The 16,955-nt window shown below is 62.8% G+C and carries 16 protein-coding genes; 8 read left to right on the top strand and 8 right to left on the bottom strand.

Going from position 1 to position 16,955, the window contains the following annotated elements; all coding sequences use genetic code 11:
• Positions 1-123: 123 nt before the first annotated feature.
• Positions 124-462, top strand: a complete 339-nt coding sequence (locus AXW84_RS25030; RefSeq protein ID WP_157887040.1) for a hypothetical protein — start codon at positions 124-126, stop codon at positions 460-462.
• A 36-nt stretch (positions 463-498) separates the two neighbouring features.
• Here AXW84_RS25030 and AXW84_RS14570 read toward each other — a convergent pair whose 3' ends face one another.
• Positions 499-1,542, bottom strand: a complete 1,044-nt coding sequence (locus AXW84_RS14570) for a P63C domain-containing protein (protein WP_071891364.1) — start codon at positions 1,540-1,542, stop codon at positions 499-501.
• A gap of 78 nt (positions 1,543-1,620) precedes the next feature.
• Positions 1,621-2,535, bottom strand: a complete 915-nt coding sequence (locus AXW84_RS14565) for an IS1595 family transposase (RefSeq protein ID WP_068234641.1) — start codon at positions 2,533-2,535, stop codon at positions 1,621-1,623.
• Positions 2,536-2,723: 188 nt separating this feature from the next.
• Here AXW84_RS14565 and AXW84_RS14560 point away from each other — a divergent pair, with 188 nt between their 5' ends.
• From AXW84_RS14560 to AXW84_RS14550, 3 genes are read left to right on the top strand one after another with little or no spacing between them, the layout of a single operon-like run.
• A complete protein-coding gene (locus tag AXW84_RS14560; protein WP_068234638.1) occupies positions 2,724-3,329 on the top strand; it encodes a hypothetical protein in 606 nt (201 codons plus the stop codon).
• Positions 3,329-4,057: a polysaccharide deacetylase family protein gene (locus AXW84_RS14555; protein ID WP_236943130.1), complete on the top strand. Its 729-nt coding sequence runs from the start codon at positions 3,329-3,331 to the stop codon at positions 4,055-4,057. Before AXW84_RS14560 ends, AXW84_RS14555 begins: the two co-directional genes overlap by 1 nt.
• A gap of 34 nt (positions 4,058-4,091) precedes the next feature.
• Positions 4,092-5,198 (top strand): glycosyltransferase, encoded by a 1,107-nt coding sequence (locus tag AXW84_RS14550; protein WP_068234635.1) that lies wholly within the window; start codon positions 4,092-4,094, stop codon positions 5,196-5,198.
• Between the two features lie 50 nt (positions 5,199-5,248).
• On the opposite strand, the gene AXW84_RS14545 is transcribed toward AXW84_RS14550, so the two are convergent.
• The 3 genes from AXW84_RS14545 to AXW84_RS14535 all read right to left on the bottom strand — a co-directional run bounded on the left by AXW84_RS14545 (position 5,249) and on the right by AXW84_RS14535 (position 8,409).
• Positions 5,249-6,118 (bottom strand): glycoside hydrolase family 5 protein, encoded by an 870-nt coding sequence (locus tag AXW84_RS14545; RefSeq protein WP_236943129.1) that lies wholly within the window; start codon positions 6,116-6,118, stop codon positions 5,249-5,251.
• Positions 6,119-6,542: 424 nt separating this feature from the next.
• A complete protein-coding gene (locus AXW84_RS14540) occupies positions 6,543-8,039 on the bottom strand; it encodes a POTRA domain-containing protein (protein WP_068234630.1) in 1,497 nt (498 codons plus the stop codon).
• Positions 8,029-8,409 (bottom strand): BlaI/MecI/CopY family transcriptional regulator, encoded by a 381-nt coding sequence (locus tag AXW84_RS14535; RefSeq protein ID WP_068234627.1) that lies wholly within the window; start codon positions 8,407-8,409, stop codon positions 8,029-8,031. The genes AXW84_RS14540 and AXW84_RS14535 overlap by 11 nt, the downstream gene beginning before the upstream one ends.
• A gap of 222 nt (positions 8,410-8,631) precedes the next feature.
• On the opposite strand from AXW84_RS14535, the gene AXW84_RS14530 reads away from it, so the two are divergent.
• The gene (locus AXW84_RS14530; protein ID WP_068234623.1) at positions 8,632-9,399 is read left to right on the top strand and encodes a TatD family hydrolase; all 768 of its coding nucleotides are present in this window, start codon (positions 8,632-8,634) and stop codon (positions 9,397-9,399) included.
• Positions 9,400-9,514: 115 nt separating this feature from the next.
• Here the strand turns inward: AXW84_RS14530 and AXW84_RS14525 are convergent, their stop codons facing one another.
• The 3 genes from AXW84_RS14525 to AXW84_RS14515 all read right to left on the bottom strand — a co-directional run bounded on the left by AXW84_RS14525 (position 9,515) and on the right by AXW84_RS14515 (position 12,038).
• Positions 9,515-9,883: a hypothetical protein gene (locus tag AXW84_RS14525; RefSeq protein ID WP_157887038.1), complete on the bottom strand. Its 369-nt coding sequence runs from the start codon at positions 9,881-9,883 to the stop codon at positions 9,515-9,517.
• On the bottom strand, positions 9,870-10,646 hold the full coding sequence (locus AXW84_RS14520) for a hypothetical protein (protein WP_157887037.1): 777 nt from the start codon (positions 10,644-10,646) through the stop codon (positions 9,870-9,872). The genes AXW84_RS14525 and AXW84_RS14520 overlap by 14 nt, the downstream gene beginning before the upstream one ends.
• A gap of 93 nt (positions 10,647-10,739) precedes the next feature.
• Positions 10,740-12,038, bottom strand: a complete 1,299-nt coding sequence (locus tag AXW84_RS14515) for a PAS domain-containing protein (RefSeq protein ID WP_068234614.1) — start codon at positions 12,036-12,038, stop codon at positions 10,740-10,742.
• A 349-nt stretch (positions 12,039-12,387) separates the two neighbouring features.
• Here AXW84_RS14515 and AXW84_RS14510 point away from each other — a divergent pair, with 349 nt between their 5' ends.
• The 3 genes from AXW84_RS14510 to AXW84_RS14500 all read left to right on the top strand — a co-directional run bounded on the left by AXW84_RS14510 (position 12,388) and on the right by AXW84_RS14500 (position 16,763).
• Positions 12,388-14,613 carry a TonB-dependent receptor gene (locus AXW84_RS14510; RefSeq protein WP_068234608.1) on the top strand — a complete coding sequence of 742 codons (2,226 nt, stop codon included), beginning with the start codon at positions 12,388-12,390 and terminating at the stop codon, positions 14,611-14,613.
• Positions 14,614-14,682: 69 nt separating this feature from the next.
• A complete protein-coding gene (locus AXW84_RS23400) occupies positions 14,683-16,014 on the top strand; it encodes an AAA family ATPase (protein WP_071891361.1) in 1,332 nt (443 codons plus the stop codon).
• Positions 16,011-16,763: an RloB family protein gene (locus AXW84_RS14500; protein ID WP_068234602.1), complete on the top strand. Its 753-nt coding sequence runs from the start codon at positions 16,011-16,013 to the stop codon at positions 16,761-16,763. The genes AXW84_RS23400 and AXW84_RS14500 overlap by 4 nt, the downstream gene beginning before the upstream one ends.
• The last annotated feature ends 192 nt before the right edge of the window (positions 16,764-16,955 follow it).

The following is a 16,955-nucleotide window of genomic DNA, read 5'->3' as shown; positions in this document are numbered from 1 at the left end:
TTGCATCAGAACGGGCGGCCCGTTGTTCCCGATTTTGAGCCAACCGAATTACTGTTTCGGCGCTATCCCAAGGAACCTTTGGTGTTACCCGGAACTTCTCAAATAAGCTCATCTACGATCTGCTTGCGGGAAGATTCCTATAACCGGGAATTGTTTTCTCAGGCGCCAACAGATGTACTTTACGACGAAAGACAGGAAAACAATACGCATTATTACGCCGATTGGGGAATTGTTGCTTTTCAGCACGCGCAACTAGAAAAGGTTTATACGCCTTCTGACCCCAAAGATTCCCGCCAATTTCGGGCTAGCGTTGTGCACGCTCCGAATGAGTGCATGTACCCCCACTGCCAACAAGAAGTAACGGAAGGAGGGCGCATAGTAGAACCGCCTAAATCCATCAAGCTCAAGATGCGCAATTACATGGGCGATGTCTGCAAAGCGGTCAAAAACGCTCCCTTGTAATTTTCCTTTAAAAGGCTCCGCACTGCGGGGCCTTTCTTATTTGGTGGCTTTTGATTTTTTTGTTGCCGGGGCTTCTTCGCTAGGCTCTTCGCTGTCCTTCTTAGGCGGCGGTACATTGAGCAATGCTTTTAAGGATGTGTCGAAGGGAGTTGATGGATTAAGCTTGGGTTTTGCAGAATTACCGGTTTCAAGTGTGAATTCCAATTGGCCGGCCCGTCGTTGTTTTAAGCGCTCAAATTGGGCCCTAAACCCGTCCATTGTGTCGGAAATACCCATCAGGGCAACAACCGAGCTTATTTGATTTTGTAAACCAGGGTGCCCAATATCTTCTATAAAGCTTTGGTGAAATTTGGCCTTGTATTGCCCTGCTTCATTTTTCGGTGTTTTCTCCTTCAGGGTCTTCAGTACGTCTTTAGGAAGTTGTTCGTAAATAAACTGATTGGTCCAAAGGCCAATGATGCTGGGCCGCCGCCGCGTAATTTCACTTATCGAAAAGTCCCACCCATTTAGCCTAAATAGTTCTTTGTAGTATACGTTCGGGAAACGACGTTGCCACGGCAACAACGCCTCATTGATGTAAGCCTTGAGTATTTTTTGCAGTTCGTCGCGTTCACGGTCATACTGGTAACCAGTGGCTTCATCGATAAGGGCAATAATGCCGATGTTAGACAAGCCGACGAGCAATATTTCGCTTGCCCTCGCTAATGGGAGTTGACGTTCGAAAAGAATGCCCCCGGCCCGTGCGTCAAGGTAAACTTTGCACAACTGTGGCAAAATGAGGGCGTTATATCCCTCAATTGGCTTCCCATCTTTGCCTTCGTAAGTGATTGGCACAAGCAATTCCTCAAGCTCTGGGCTTATGAGCGGCTGGACATTCTTGGCGTCAATGAAGCTGGGCCTGTTGGGCACACGCAAAGCAGCTTCCGCTTCAGATCGCCCCCGTATTCTGCGGCCAAACGCCTGAAAAATTGCCCGGCTTTTTATTACCCTGCTGCCATCCTCTAGCACGGCAACCGTGAGCTCAATATCGCCCACTTGCAATTTGCCTTCATAGGTAGAACGAAGGAGTTTCTGTTTCATGCTGGGCGAGGATTAAAAGGGTTATAATCAAATACTTTTGCAAGAAAACAAGCAATTAAGCCTGTTCCTGGGCGCAGGCTACGCAATCAAGGTTGCATAAGTAAGGCGTCCAGCAATATTGCCGAGAATCAAATTGAAGCGGTCGGCCGTAGCCGAACGGCGCGTATTCCAACGAAGCGAAAACTCGGTTACGTAGGCTTGCAAGTGCTCAAAGCTGACGTGGTGGTAGATGCCGTCCACCATGCGCTTAAAGTGGCTCCAAAAGCCTTCTAAGCCGTTGGTGTGCGCTTTGTCGTCCACGTACTGCTTGGCGCTGTGGCGGACAATCTGGTGGTTGTACACAGCGGCAATCGGCCCGTAAGCTTGGTATTCGTCGGTGTGCATCGTCGCGCCCGCTTCCACCGTCTCGTTGATGATGGTTACAAGCGTCGCGCTCGTTACATCTTCCACCATTTGGGCGATTACGTGCCCGTCGCGCTGCAACACGCCCACCACGGCCTTTTTGGTCTTGAGGCTGCGGCCTTGCGTGTTCGGCGTTTTCTTGCTAGCGTGTTTGTTGCTCTCCTTGCCGCCCACGTAGGTTTCGTCCACCTCCACGGTGCCGTCCATCGTTGCCTGAAAGTTGGGGTGGGCGAAGGCGTAACGCAAGCGGTGCAACAGAAACCACGCGCTTTTCTGCGTTACGTCAATGTCGCGGGCCAACTGGTGCGAGGAAATGCCCTTTTTGTGGCTAGAGAAGATATAGAGGGCCATGAACCACTTTTGCAGCGGTATCTTGGTATCTTCAAACACGGTGCCCACCTTGACGTTGAAGTACTTGCCAGTGTTCTTGCACTTGTATTTGTGCCCCGCGCACTTGTACACCTTGGAAGTGGCGTCAAACGGTGAAACGGGGATGCCGTTCCACCGCAGCGCTTCCAAATGCAGCAAGCAAGCCTCCTCGTCGGGGAAGGCTTTTACCAAATCGAGCAGGCTTTTGAAAGTAGGGAGCATAGCACCAGTGCGTTTGTCTAGTGTAAATAGACGCTCAAAATTTCAATAAGTTGTATTTGGTGTACAAATGTATATCATTGCCTAAAAAATTACAGATTCTTTTCATTGAATAACGGACCACGGGCAACCGATAATGAGCCCCCGACACCTGCCAACTAAACCCCCGGCGGCCTACTTTTGCCCCACTTATGGCCCGTCCGCATCCCTACGCTTTTGCCCACGTGCTCGTGCCCCAGCTGGCCGGCCGCCGCCCCGCCGCCGTGCGCCGCGAGCTGGCCGACCCCGCCCTGGCCCGTGAACTGCTGCTTTACATGTGGGAAAAGGCCGCCGAGGGCCTCCCGCCCGCCGAGCACGTATCGTCGCGCGGCCTGCGCCTGACCTGGCACGAGGTGGCCGGCCGCGCCGTGGCCCTGCTGCACCTGCCCGCCCCGCAGGCCAGCACCGAAGCCCATTTTGGGGCCCTGGTGTACGAAAACGACGAGGAAGACTACCCCGACGACGAGGAGGCCGACGACGACGACGACGACAGCCCCGGGGCCCCCGGCGCGCCCCCCGAAGCCCTCGACGCGCCGCGCCCCCGCTACTTCCTGCTCGAAGCCACCCTGGGCCGCAGCTCCGACGAGGCCGGCACGCCCACCGCAGTGGGCGAGTGGCGCGGCGAGCACTACCGCCAGCTCGGCCGGGGCCCCGCCGCCGGCCGGCCCGACACGGCCCCCAATTTCCTCAAGGCCCTGGCCCAGGTGCTGGGCCCGCTGCCCGGCGCCGGCGTGCCCTACATGCGCATCGCCCGCTGATGCTGGGCCCGCTGATGAGCTGGCTGGAAGGGGCCCTGCTCACGCGCCCGCCCCGGCTGCTGCACCGCCTGCTGCCGGGGGTCGAGTGGCACGGCCCCGCCGCGGGCCCCAGCGGCCGCCCGTGCCTCTACCTCACCTTCGACGACGGCCCCATTCCCGAGGAAACCCCTTGGGTGCTGGCGCAGTTGGCGGAGCACGGCGCCAAGGCTACGTTCTTTTGCGTGGGCGACAACCTGGCCCGCCACCCCGAAATTGCCCGTGCCGCCCTGGCCGCCGGCCACCGCCTGGGCAACCACACCCAGCACCACCGCAGCGCCTGGCAAATTTCCCGCGCCGAGTACCTGGCCGGGGTGGCCCAGTGCCAGCAGGCCCTGCACGACTTAGCGGCTGGCGTGCTTCCTGCCAGCCTCTCACCTCCGCCTGCCCTTGGCCAACCGCCAGCAGCTCCGCAAGGGCCGCTGTTCCGCCCGCCCTACGGCCGCCTCACGTGGCCGCTGCTGCGGGCGCTGCGGCCCGGGTTTCGGGTGGTGCAGTGGTCGGTGCTCACCCGCGACTACGACCCCCGGCTGGCCCCCGCCGAGTGCCTGCACCTGACGCTGGCCGCCGCCCGCCCCGGCGACATCCTCGTGTTTCACGACAGCCGCAAGGCCAGCGCCCGCCTCCGCTACGTGCTGCCGCGGGTACTGACGTACTTTGCCCGGCGCGGCTACGAATTCGCAGCGCTGTAGCGCGGCGGCCGGCGCACCTTTCCAGCCTGGTTCGATGACGACTTTTTTGCTGCTGTACTGCGCGCTGTGGCTGCTGGTGCTGGCCGGCTCGGCGGGGGCCCTGGCCACCCGGCGCGGGGCCCCCGCCGCGGGGGCGCTGCCCGCACCGCTGCCCCGCGTCAGCGTTTTGCTGGCCGCCCGCAACGAAGCTGGGGCCCTGCCGCGCTGCCTGGCCAGCCTGCGCGCCCTGCGCTACCCGCCCGAGCTGCTGGAAATCCTGCTCGGCGACGACGGCAGCACCGACGGTACCGCCGCCGTGGCCGAAGCCGCTATGCGGGGCTTTGAAGGGCATTTTGAAATCGTGCCCATCACCGACGCCCTGGGCACGGCCCGCGGCAAGGCCAACGTGCTGGCCCACCTGGCCCGCCGCGCCACCACCGCGTATTTCTTCGTCACCGACGCCGACATCCACCTCCCTGTCACCTGGATAACCGCGCTGCTGGCCCACGCCGCGCCCGGGGTGGGCACCGTCACGGGCATCACCGCCGTGCAGGGGCCCCGGCTGTTCGACCGCCTCCAGGGCCTCGACTGGCTGCTCTCGCTGGGCCTCATCCAGGTGGTGAGCGCCGGCGGCCGGCCCGTCACGGCCATGGGCAACAACATGCTCGTGACGCGCGCCGCCTACCAGGCCACCGGCGGCTACGAGGCCCTGCCCTTCTCCGTCACCGAAGACTACGCCCTGTTCCGGGCCGTGCTGGCGCAGGGCTACGGCTTCCGCCACGTGTTCAGCGCCGAAGCCCGGGCCGATTCGTTGCCCATGCCCACCTGGCGGGCCCTGCTGCGGCAGCGCCACCGCTGGCTGCGCGGGGTGCAGGCCCTGCCGCTGCGCCTGCGCCTGGAGCTGCTGGTGTACAGCAGCTTCTGGCCGGCGCTGGGCGCCCTTGTCTGGGCGGGAGCCCCGGGCCTGGCGCTGGCGCTGTGGGGCGGGCGCGTGGCGGTGCAGGGGGCCCTGGCGGCCGTGTGCTACCACCGCGCCGGCCTGCGCCTGCGCCCCTGGCTGCTGCCGCTCTTCGAAGGCTACACGCTGGCCCTCACCCTGGGCATGGCGTACGTGCGCCTGTTCGGCGGGGCCGTGGTGTGGAAGGGGCGGCGCTACGAGTGATTAGGGCCCCGGCGGGGGCGGCTGGGGCCCTAATCAGGCCTGATAAGCAACTATTTTTCCGTGTTGTATTTGCGCAAAAGGGCCCGCGTTTGCCGGCCCGATTCTTTCAAATCTGCGTCTTTCCAGGGGCCCGTGGAGCTGGCCGATTTCTGGAGCATCGAGCAGGTTTCGTCCTTGTCCGATACCGACCAGGTGATCCAGCTCAGGCACTTGGCTTCCATCCAATCGATGTAGGCCTGCCAGGCCGCGGGGTTCAGGGGCCCGTCGCCGGAGGCCTCCATGCCCGCCGATTCGGAGATGAACACCGGCAGGCCGCTGGCCAGGGCTGCGTCGGTGCGGTCGCGCAACTCCTTGCCGTGCGTGGCGGCGTAGAAGTGCATGGTGTACATCAGGTTTTTGGGGCCCCGGATGGGGTCGGCGGCGGGCAGGTTGATGTCCTGGTCCCAGTGCGGGCAGCCCACGAGGATAACGTTATCAGGGTCGTTGGCGCGGATGACTTTGATGATTTCCTCGGCGTAAGCCTTCACCTCGGGCCAGCTTTCCTGATCGGGCTCGTTGAACAGCTCGTAGATGACGTTGGGTGTTTTCGCGTACGGTTTCGACACCTCGCCGAAGAATTGCTTGGCCTCGGCGAGGTTGATGTTGTGGCTGTGCCAGTCGATGATGACGTAAATACCGGCCTTGATGGCGCCGTCCACCACGGCCTTCACCTTGGCCTTTGAGAAGGCTGGGTCTTTTTTGTAGCACTGCTCGCCCACCTCAATGCCCATGGCCGCCCGCACCACGTTGCAGTGGAAATCCTGGGCCAGCCACTCCACCGCCTTTTCGTTGTAGAAGCGCGGCCACAAGCTGTGCCACCCGAAGCTCACGCCCCGCCGCGCAATTTTTTCGCCCTTCCGGTCCACCAACTGGGTGCCCACTACTTTGAGCCCGCCGTGGCGGCCGACGAAGTTAGCGGCCCGCGCAGTTGGGGTAGCGAGTAGTCTATTGTTTGTCAGTTAGTTTGGAGTAGCGCGCCGGGCGGGCGGCTGGGCGGCGGCTGGCAGCAGCAGGGCGGCGGTAGCCACCAGAGACATCATTTTGCGGGGGTTGAACATGGCAATGGCAAGCGCTTTCGTTAGCTAAAGCAGCCAATTTAGGGCCCCGGCGTGGGGAGGGCGCCCGTTTGAAATCTGCGTGCGCCCCAGTGCCCAGCAATTGCTCGAAATGTACCAATACGCCCAGCGGGGGTTATTTCCTATGGTTTGGGGCAGGCCGGGCAGTAGTTCGAACTACACGGTGCGCGCAACTGCTCTTGCCTGGTTATGGGCTGGGCCTTTGATTGATGCGCTATATACCCACTGCTCAAGGCCGGGGCTTGGGCGCCAGTACCAGCTCAATGTCCAGCAAATCGGTGGCTTCGGTGGGGCGCACAATAGGCTGGGGGTTGATGCGGATTTTCTTGGGGTCGAATTTGCCTTCCTGGGCCAGGAGGCGGTTGGTTTCGACGAGCTTGGCACGGCTGAATTCGTCGCCGCTGCGCAGGGGTAACTGCTTCAGCAGCGACGCTTTGGCCGAAGCGTCGAGGTTGCCGGTGATGAAGACGCGGCGGAGTTGGGCCTTCCGGCCTTCCGCGACGGTGAAGGCCAGGTCCACGGTGCCGTCGGCTTGGCGCGTGGCCACGGGCATTACCTGGAAGAACAGGTAGCCGTGGTCCATATATAGGGAGGAAACGTCGGTGCCAGCCGGGTCGTAGGCCAGCCGTTTTTCTACGGCCAGCGAGTCGTAGGCGTCGCCGGGCTTGAACCCCAACACCTCGTTCAGCCGGGCCGTGGGCACCGCCGCGTTGCCCCGCCAGGTGATGCGGCCGATGCGCGGGGCCCCCGGCGCGGCGGCTAGGGTGCGGGCGTTGGGGGCCCCGGGGGCGGGGGCGCTGGGGGCCGGTGCGGCCCAGGCCGTGGCGGCCCACGCGAAAGCTGCCACGGGCAGCACGAAGAGAAAACGGAGCTTTTGCATGGGCGTAGCGGGGGTTTGGGTGAGCATTCGGATGCGGAGAAAAACCTGTTTGTGGGCAAAGGCGTGCACCAAAGCGAAGGGCGGCTGCTGGGCCGCGAGCTTGATGAGCAGCTCGCCGTAGGGCACGCGGCCGGCCGGGGCGCGCGCCACCGCCGCATCGGCCAGGTACTCGTGCACCGCCTTGAGCTGCCGGCCGAAGTAGGGCACCACGCCGTGGAACCAGAACACCACGCCCAGGGCCTCCACCAGCAGTAAATCGAGGGTGTGCCGCTGCCGCACGTGCACCTGCTCGTGGCGCAGCAGCTGGTCGCGCTCGGCGGCGCTCAGCGCCTCGTGCAGGGGCGACAAAAACACGTAGCGGCCGAAGGAAAACGCCGGCAGGCCGGGCGCGGGCAGGTGCACCACCGTGCAGCCCGCCAGCTGGGTACGCGGGTGCTGCCGGGCCAGCCGCCGCAGGGCCCCCAGGTTGCGCACCGCCGCCGCCAGCCGCCGCAGGGCCCCCAGGCCGTATGCGGCCGCCAGGGCCAGTAGTGCCAGGGCAGCCCAGTCGGGCCCTGGCACCCCAGCCGTTGCCCCGGTGGCGGCCGCCGCGGCCGGGGCCCCCAGCGGCCAGTGCAGCGCAAAAGGCAGCGCCCCCGCCGGGGCCCCCGCGGCGCGGGGCAGCAGCGCCGCCAGGCCCGGCCGCGCCGCCAGCGGCAGCAGCACCCCAGCCGCCAGGGCCCCCAGCAAGTAGGCGCGGTTCCAGGCGAAGGCGGGGAGGCGGGCCAGCAGCAGGCGGTAGGCCAGGGCAAACACGGCCAGGCAGAAGCTGGCCCCAGCCAGGTACCACAGGCCGTTAGCGAGCATCACCGGCGGGTTTTTCAGAGTCGTGGAGCAGGTCGAGCAGCTGCTGCTTTTCGCGCTGGCTCAGGGTTTCCTCCACCATGAACGAGACCAGGGCCGTGGGCGAATCGTCGAAATACTGGCTGAGCATGCGCTTGAAGCTGGCCGTGCGGTACTCCATTTTGCTCACCAGCGGGAAGTATTCGTAGGTTTTGCCGTAGGCTTTGAAGCCCGCGTAGCCCTTGCGTTCCAGAATGCGCACCACCGACGATACCGTATTGTAGGGCGGCTTGGGCTCGTCGGGCAGGTGCTCGATGACGTCCTTCACGAACGCCTTCTTCAACTTCCACAGCACCTGCATGATGCGCTCCTCGGTTTTGGTGAGTTCTTCCATACCCAAATGTATAACGGTATTTTAAGTTTAACAACTTATTATTACGTTATAAAACGTATTCGTGCGTTTGTTACGATTTGGGAACGCCTCGGAAAATATCCTCTGCATTAGTTATGAACGCGGTACCCAAGATTTAGCGGCTGCAAACTGGCCGTGCGGCCTCTGGGGCCCCGGCGGCCGGTTTGGCCCGCCTGCCCCGGGGCCCCGACCTTTGCCCGCGCTATGCACCTCACCGATTCGCACGCCCACCTCTACTCCGAGCAATTCGGCCCCGACCGCCTCGCCGCCCTGCGCCGCGCCCAGGACGCGGGCGTGGGCACCATTGTGATGCCCAACATCGACCACAGCAGCATCGACGGCATGCTGGCCCTGGAGGCCGAGGCCCCCGAAACCTGCTTCGCCATGATGGGCCTGCACCCGTGCTCCGTGACGCGCAACTTCGAGGCGCAGCTCTACGAGGTGGAGGAGTGGCTGGGCCGCCGCCCCTTCGCCGCCGTGGGCGAGGCTGGGCTCGACCTGTACTGGGACAAAACCCTCCTCGCCGAGCAGCAGGAGGCCCTGAAAATCCAGCTCAGCCTGGCTAAAAAGCATGGCCTGCCGATTGTGCTGCACACCCGCGAGGCCTTCGCCGAAACCGCGGCCCTGGTGGAAGCCGCCCAGGACGGGACCCTGCGCGGGGTGTTTCACTGCTTCTCGGGCACGCCCGCCGAGGCGGCGCAGGCCATCGGGCTGGGCTTTAAGCTGGGCATCGGCGGGGTGGCCACCTTCAAAAACGGCGGGGCCGACAAGGTCCTGCCCGGCATCGGCCTGGAGCACCTGCTGCTCGAAACCGACTGCCCCTACCTGGCCCCCGTGCCCTACCGCGGCAAGCGCAACGAGCCCGCCTACCTGCCCCTGGTGCTGCACCGCGTGGCCGCCCTGCTGGGCCAAACGCCTGAAGCCGTGGCCGAAGCCACCACGCGCAACGCCGCTGCGCTGTTCAATTTGTAGCAGTAGCGCTACAAATGCACGGTACTCGGCAGAACGAAGCGCGCCTGCCCCACTACGAAAAGCGGGCAGCCCCCGGGTGGGAGCCGCCCGCGGCGGTACTTAGCACAGGAAAAATTTAGGCGGCCTGAGACGTTTTGGCCCGGCGCTCCAGCTGTTGGAACAGGCCGTCGATGCGTTCGGCTTGGTTGTTTACGCGGTCGAGGCCGGCACGGGCTTCCTCGATTTGGCCGCGCTTGTACTGGGCGGCCAGGTCGCGGCCGGTGCTCAGCATTTGCTGGAGCACTTGCTCGATTTCGCGCACCTCTGGGTGGGCCCCGTACTTGGGCCGCACCACCGCGTCGAGCCACTGCCCGAGGGGGTTGAGGGGGCGGGCAAACAGCGCCTCGTCGGCCTCGCGCACCCCGTAGAGCACCGAGCGCAAGCGCGATTTAAACAGCACCTGCTTAATCCTGGCTTGCTGAAAATCCAGGTTAGTTAATTCCATGAGGGGGGAGCAGGGCAGAGTGGATGAACAAAGTTAGTGCCGGCGGCGCCTGCAAACAGCGAACCAAAGCGGGAAATGGGGCCCCGGCTACGCATTTTTTTCGAGGGCCTTGCGGGCCAAAATCAAGTCGGTGGCTTTGAACGCAAACACGGCGATACCGTCGCGTTCCCCAGCTCCGAAGATTGGCTGGTAGGTGAAAGTGAAGTAGCCGGTGCGGGCCGGAGCCACCGCTGTGGCGGGCACAGGCACGGTCGGGGCGGTTGGTCCACACCGTCACCAGCAGGCTTTCGGGGATGAAACGCGTGCGGCGGTTCGACTCGTCGAAGGCGCGCTGGATTTCGGCGGCGTGCAGGGCAGGGCGGTGCAGCGCGGTCACGTTCTGGGTGCGCTGGCGGATGTACTCGAGTTGGCCGTCGTCGGCTAAAATCGGGTAGTGCGTGGCTTGCCAATACGACTCCCCAAAGCCGTCGCCCTGCGCGGCGGGCCGCTTCAGGTCGTAGCGGATGAGGGGCATAACGTCGGGCCGCAAGGTGTGGCGGACGTTCTCGGGCGACTGAAAAATCTTGCCGCCCTTGTTCTGGTCCACCGACGGGTAGGTGTCGAACAGCGCGCGGCCCACGGCCTCGGTGCGCGGCTTCAGGCCCACCGCCACGTGCCCGTCGGTGTTGTCGGCGATGGTGGCGTCGGGCCGCATCAGCAAAAAGTTATCAGGCAGCTTGCGGAACAAAGCTGGATAATCAACAGGCGAATCGGAAACGAGCATACACAACAACTAATAAAAATAATGCTAATTTAAACCGACTTAAGAACCTTTATAGCACATAGTTTTATTAAAATTATAAAAAAGCCTAGGGGATTAGGCATTGCCGGCCTGCAGGTTTTCCAGGGCTAAGCGGGCGGCCACCAATTCGGTCACGTCGTAGGAAAACGAGGTGACGCCGGCCACCCGGCCGTCCTCAAAAAACGGCTGGTAGGTGTAGTCCACGTAGCCATCGGCGGCGGGCTGGGTGTCGGTAGCGTCCAGGTGCACGTGCACCGCCCGGGCCGAAAACGGCTGGCCCGTGCGGTACACCTCGGCCAGGGTGACCAGGAAGCTTTGGGCCATGAACTCGGGGAAGACCTCGGCCACGGTGCGGCCGATGAGGTCGGGTTTGCCGGCCCCGGCCAGAAACACGCGGTTGGCAAATTCGTAGCGGTACTCGGTGCCGCGCACCACCGAAATGGCCACGGGCGCTTCCATGAACACCTGGAACAGGGTTTCGCGCTGCTGGCGCACCTGCTCGGCGGTGGCGTAGGCCTGGTCGGCCAGGGCGGCCTGGGTTTCGTTGGTTTCGAGCAGCTCGGCCACCATCAGCTTCTGCTGGTGGATGTCGGCGTTGGCGCCCACCCACATGTGCACCTCGCCGCTGGGGCCCCGGCGGGGCACGCCCGTGGCCTGGAACCAGCGGTACTCGCCGTCGTGGCGGCGCACCCGGTACTCGGCCTGGTAGGTGGTGCCGGCGGCCAGGGCCTGCTGCCACAGCGCCACGGTGCGGGGCAGGTCGTCGGGGTGCACGTCTTGGGCCCAGCCGCTGCCGATGGTGTCGGCCAGGGCCCGGCCGGTATAGGCAAGCCAGCGCGCGTTGAACGAGTCCGTGACGCCAGCGGGCGTGGCGGTCCAGACCAGCAGCGGCACGCTTTCGAGGATGAAGCGGGCGCGGGTCGTGGCTTCGTCGAGGGCGCGCTGGGTTTCGGCGGCCAGGGCCGCGGCGTGGGTGGCCGCCGTCACGTCGGTGGCCCGCTGGAGGATGTGCAGCAGGGCCCCGTCGGGGCCCAGGATGGGGTAGTGCGTCACCTGCCAGTACAGCTCCTCGGTGCCGCCGCCCTGCTCGGCGGGCACCGCCAAATCGTAGCGCAGCAGGGGCATGGTGTCGGGCTGCAAGGTTTGGCGCACGCGGTCCTGCGACTCATGCAGGGTGCGCTGGCTCTCGGGGGCCGAGGGGTAGGCGTCGAAAATGTTGCGGCCCACCACGCGCGCACGCGGTTGCAGCGAAGCCTGCTGGTGGATGTCGGAATTGTCGCGCACGGTGCCGTCGGGGGCCAGCAGCAGGTACGAGTCGGGCAGGTGGTGGAACAGGTATTGGTAGTCGGCGGCCAGGTCGGTAGCAGTGGGCATAGTGGCGGGTATAAAAGAGTTGCTGCTGAATAAAAAAATCGCACAAAAAGAACGTCATGCAGCGCGCAGCGAAGCATCTTTTCTGCGCCAGCAATTAGGATTAGTTACGCGGCAAAGATGCTTCGCCTTTACTTGATGCGCTGCATGACGTGCTGTTTTTTTCTAATTCAGGAGCAGTTCTAAACGATAAAAGGGGGCGAAATGCCCGCTACGCAAAATTGGCGCGGCGGGTTGGGGGCCCCGCGCCCACGCTTCGTCCGGCGCATTCGCCGCTTCGGAAACGGGCATTTTCGGGGCCCCCGCCGGCCGGGCACTTTTGGGCCACCAATCCGCCCATGCCCCTGGCCCCATGAAACACCTGCTCCTCGCCGCCGCCCTGCTGCTGGCCCCTGCCGCCCGGGCCCAAACGTCCGCATTGCCCATTCCTTCACCCACGCATTCACTGAGCGGCACCGTGCGCGACGCCGCCGGCCAGCCCCTGCCCGGCGCCAACGTGTTCCTGAAAACCACCTTCGACGGGGCCAGCACCGACTCGCTCGGGCGCTTCCGCTTCAGCACCGGGCACGCCGCCGGGGCCCTGCCGCTGGTGGTGCGGCTCATCGGCTTCGAGCCAGTGGAGCTGACCGTGGTGCTGGGCCGGGGCCCCGTGGCGGTGCCGGCTATTACGCTGAAAGCCAGCCGCGCCCAGCTCGGCGACGTGGTGGTGACGGCCGGGGCCTTCGAGGCCAGCGACGCCAAGCGCGGCACCGCCCTCACGGCCCTCGACGTGCTGACCACCGCCGGGGCCCTGGGCGACATCACCGGGGCCCTGAACGCGCTGCCCGGCACCACGCGGGTGGGGGAGGAGGGGAAGCTGTTCGTGCGCGGCGGGGCGGCCTCCGAAACCAAGCAGTACCTCGACGGCCTGCCCGTGCAAAGCCCCTACGCCGGGGCCGTGCCCAACCTGCCGGCCCGCGGCCGGTTTTCGCCCCTGCTCTTCAAAGGCCTGGTGTTCAGCACCGGCGGCTACTCGGCCGAGTACGGCCAGGCCCTGAGCGCGGTGGTGGCCCTGAACAGCACCGACCTGGCCCCCGAAACCCAAACCGGCGTGTCGCTGATGAGCGTGGGCGGCGGCCTCTCGCACGTGCACCGCTGGGCGCGCACCTCCCTGGCCGTGGCCGCCGACTACACCAACCTGGGGCCCTACTTCCGGCTGGTGCCCCAAAGCCAGGCGCGGGCCTTCGAAACCCGCGGCGGCTCGGCCCGGCTGGTGCAGCAGGTGGGGCGCTACGGGCTGCTGAAAATCTACGGCACCTACGCCTGGCAAACCGTGGCCGCCCTGCAGCCCGACCCCGCCCCCGAATACGCCGCCTTGGGCCGCGCCGTGGCCCTGCGCAACGCCAATGAGTACCTCACTGCCACCTTCCGGGGCCCCCTGCACCGGGGCTGGAGCCTGAACACGGGCCTGGCCCTGACGCGCGACGACAACGACGTGCGCCCCGGGGCCCTGGCCGTGCGCGACGTGGAACAGTCGGCCGTGGCCCGCCTCGTGCTCACCAACGACTCGGCCAGCACCTGGTTCAACCTGAAACTGGGCGCCGAGGGCCTGGCCCAGCGCTACCGCCAAACCTACCGGCCCGACACCGCCGCCGGAGCCCCCGGGGCCTTACGCACCGGCTTCGACGAGCAGCGCGTGGCTGCCTTCGCCGAGAGCGAGCTGGTGCTGAGCCACCGCCTGGCCGGCCGCGCCGGGGCCCGCGCCGAGTACTCGGCCCTGCTCGGGCAGTGGAACGCCGCCCCGCGCCTGGCCCTGGCCTACCGCCTGGGGCCCCACGGCCAGCTGACGGCCGCCGCCGGCTACTTCTACCAAACGCCCACCAACGACCTCCTCCGCTTCACGCACGACTTGGGCTTTGAGCGCGCCCAGCACCTGCAGCTCAGCTACGAGCGCAGCGCCGCCGGCCGCACGCTGCGGGGCGAAGTGTACCAGAAAAGCTACGCCCAGCTGGTGACCTACGACCCGGCCAACTTCTCCGCCGCCAGTGCCTACCGCAACGGCGGCCAGGGCTACGCCCGGGGCTTCGACGGGTTCTGGCGCGACCGCCGCAGCGTGCCCCGCCTCGACTACTGGGTGAGCTACGGCTACCTCGCCACCGTGCGCCAGTACCGCGCCGACCCCGTGCCGGCCGTGCCCACCTTCGCCGCCCGCCACGCCCTGAGCGTAGTGGCCAAATACTGGGTGCCGAAGCTCCACACGCAGTTCGGGGCCACTGCCGCTTACAACAGCCCCCGCGCCTACTACGACCCCAACCAGCCCGGCTACAACCAGGCCCGCACCCCCAGCTACCAGGACTTGAGCCTGAGCGCCAGCTACCTCACCCACCTGCTGGGCCAGTACACCATCGTGAACGTGGCCGCCAGCAACGTGCTGGGCCGCGCCAACACCTACGGCTACCGCTACGCCGCCGCCCCCGCCGCCAGCGGCCAGTACCAGGGCGTGGCCCTCGCCCCCTCAGCCCCGCGCACGCTGTTCGTAGGCGTGTTCATCTCCATTAACAAAAAGACCCCTGGGAATACCGAGGTGGCCCCGGATTGATGCAGATGGGTTTCATATTTTGAATAAACAGCGCTTACTTTTGGGCTGTTCGCTTCAAAAACCCAGCTTATGTTAATCAGTTTCAGTGTGCGAAACTTCCGCACATTCCGTGAGCGGGTGGAGTGGAGCCTAGTAGCATCGCCCGATAAAACCCGCGAGGAAGATAACGTCGTGGATTTGCCAGCCTTTGGGCTACGGCTATTAAAAAGTGCGGTGGTATATGGAGCCAACGCTAGTGGTAAAAGTAAGCTAGTGGACGTACTAGAATATATGCGCTGGTTTGTGCGAAGCTCGTCTAAAAATGGACAGGCTGGAGAATCAACTCAAGTAGAGCCATTCAAATTAAATCCGGATTCGGTACAAGATACTTCTGAGTTTGAAATTCAATTCGTGCATCAAAATGCTCTTTACCGGTACGGTTTTGAAGTAACATCTGCAAAAGTTAGAGCAGAATGGCTTTTTACACGCACTGAGAAGGGTATACGAAATAAACCAGAGATAGAATTATTCTATCGAACTGAACAGGAAATTACGCATCATCCGCGACGATTTGGAGGTATCGTGGGCGAATTAGTAAAAAACGCTGCTGTACGCGAAAATGCTCTGTTGCTATCAGTAGCAGCACAATTCAATCAACCACGAGCTACAGCCATCTTGGAATGGTTCAACCAACTCGTTGTTCTTTCTGGGCGCGATGAGGCTTGGGAAGGCGCATTAACATTCATATTATTACGCTATCCTGATAGGAAGCAGCACATCCTAGATTTCTTGAGAGATGCTGACTTAGATATTGATCATGTTCAGGAAGAGGAACAAGATCTTCCCATTCAGCGAAATACGAAACCAACCGAAAGTGCAGAAAATTTAAGAAACTGGTCGATACAACAACACGCCAACGCAAAAACCCTGCACCGAGCTTACAACGATGCCCGTGAGCCCGCCGAACCTGTGGAGTTTTCTTTGCAGTTAGATGAATCTGCTGGAACGCAAAAAATGTTAGTCCTTGCTGGTCCAGTACTTTCTGCCATTGATCAAGGCCACGTATTGGTAGTAGATGAAATGGACGCACGGCTACATCCCAACCTAATATCGAAAATTGTCCAGCTTTTCAATTCTAAAACCACAAATCCAAACAACGCCCAACTGCTATTCAATACGCACGATACCAATCTGCTAGCTTCGGGTAATTTCCGCCGCGACCAAATCTGGTTCACGGAGAAAAACCGTTATGGCGAAGCCACGCTCTATTCGTTGGCCGACTTCAAAACTGACGTTGTAAAAAAAGATGACGATTTTGAAGCTAATTATGTGCGCGGCAAGTATGGGGCCGTGCCCTACTTGGGCAATTTTAATGCCCTGCCCAAATCGGATGTTGCTTCCGAAGCTGAGCCGGCCCAATGAGCACCAAGCAGCAGCGTGAAGCAGAGGCGCGCGAGGTACACCGGGCCAAGGTTCAAGCTGATAAAGCGCGCCGCCAACAGGCCCCATTGCTGCGGCGGGCCGCTCCTACACGGGAGGAAAACCCAGTGCTGCTCATCTTGCGCCAAGGCACCGTTACAGAGGTAGAATACTTCGAGCATTTCGAACTGGCTACGGCCGATATAAAGGCGGTGGGGCAGGCCTATGACCCTGAAAAGCTGGTGCAATACGCCTTGGAATTGCGCCAGGAAGCTGAACGAAATAAACAGCCCTACCAGCAGGTATGGTGCGTGTTTGACAAGGACGACACAGAGCCAGGCCCTTTCCACGCAGCTATCCAGAGGGCCAGGGATAATGGCGTAGAAGTAGCATATTCGAATCAGGCCTTTGAATTTTGGTTTCTGCTGCATTTTACCGATCATCAAGGCAATAACCTGTCTCGCATTGCTTGTGGCAAACAAGTCCAGAAACTCATAACAACAGCTGATCCTCGCGTTAGCTACAACCCTGGTAAAGGCAAACACGTGAGCCGGCAATTGTTCGATTTGTTGGAAGCCGATGACCCGGCCGCCCGTCCCGGCCACCTCTCGCGCCGTGCAGTGGCCGTACGCCGCGCCCGCGCCATTGCCAGTCGGTGGGCCGAAGAAGGCACCGAGCCAGCTTATCAGGAGTCAACGACACAAGTTTATCAGCTAGTTGAGGTATTGCAGCAGCATTTTCTCGCCCGGTAGATACAAGTTTGCTGGTGCACATCCGCTTTCAAGCTGATTAGCAACTGGCATCATGCTACTTCCAAAGGCCGCTCCGTACCGGGGCGGCCTTTTTCATGGCCCGCCCACCAGCCGCCAAACGCCGGGGCCCAATTCCGCCGGTTCGTCCGCTCCAAACGACGCTTCGGGAACAACCGTTTGGGGGCCCCGGGC

It is taken from the genome of Hymenobacter sp. PAMC 26628 (assembly GCF_001562275.1).
In the GTDB taxonomy this organism is placed as follows: Bacteria; Bacteroidota; Bacteroidia; order Cytophagales; family Hymenobacteraceae; genus Hymenobacter.
The sequence above is the reverse complement of the archived record's forward strand: the minus strand, read 5'-3'. Positions and strand labels throughout refer to the sequence as shown.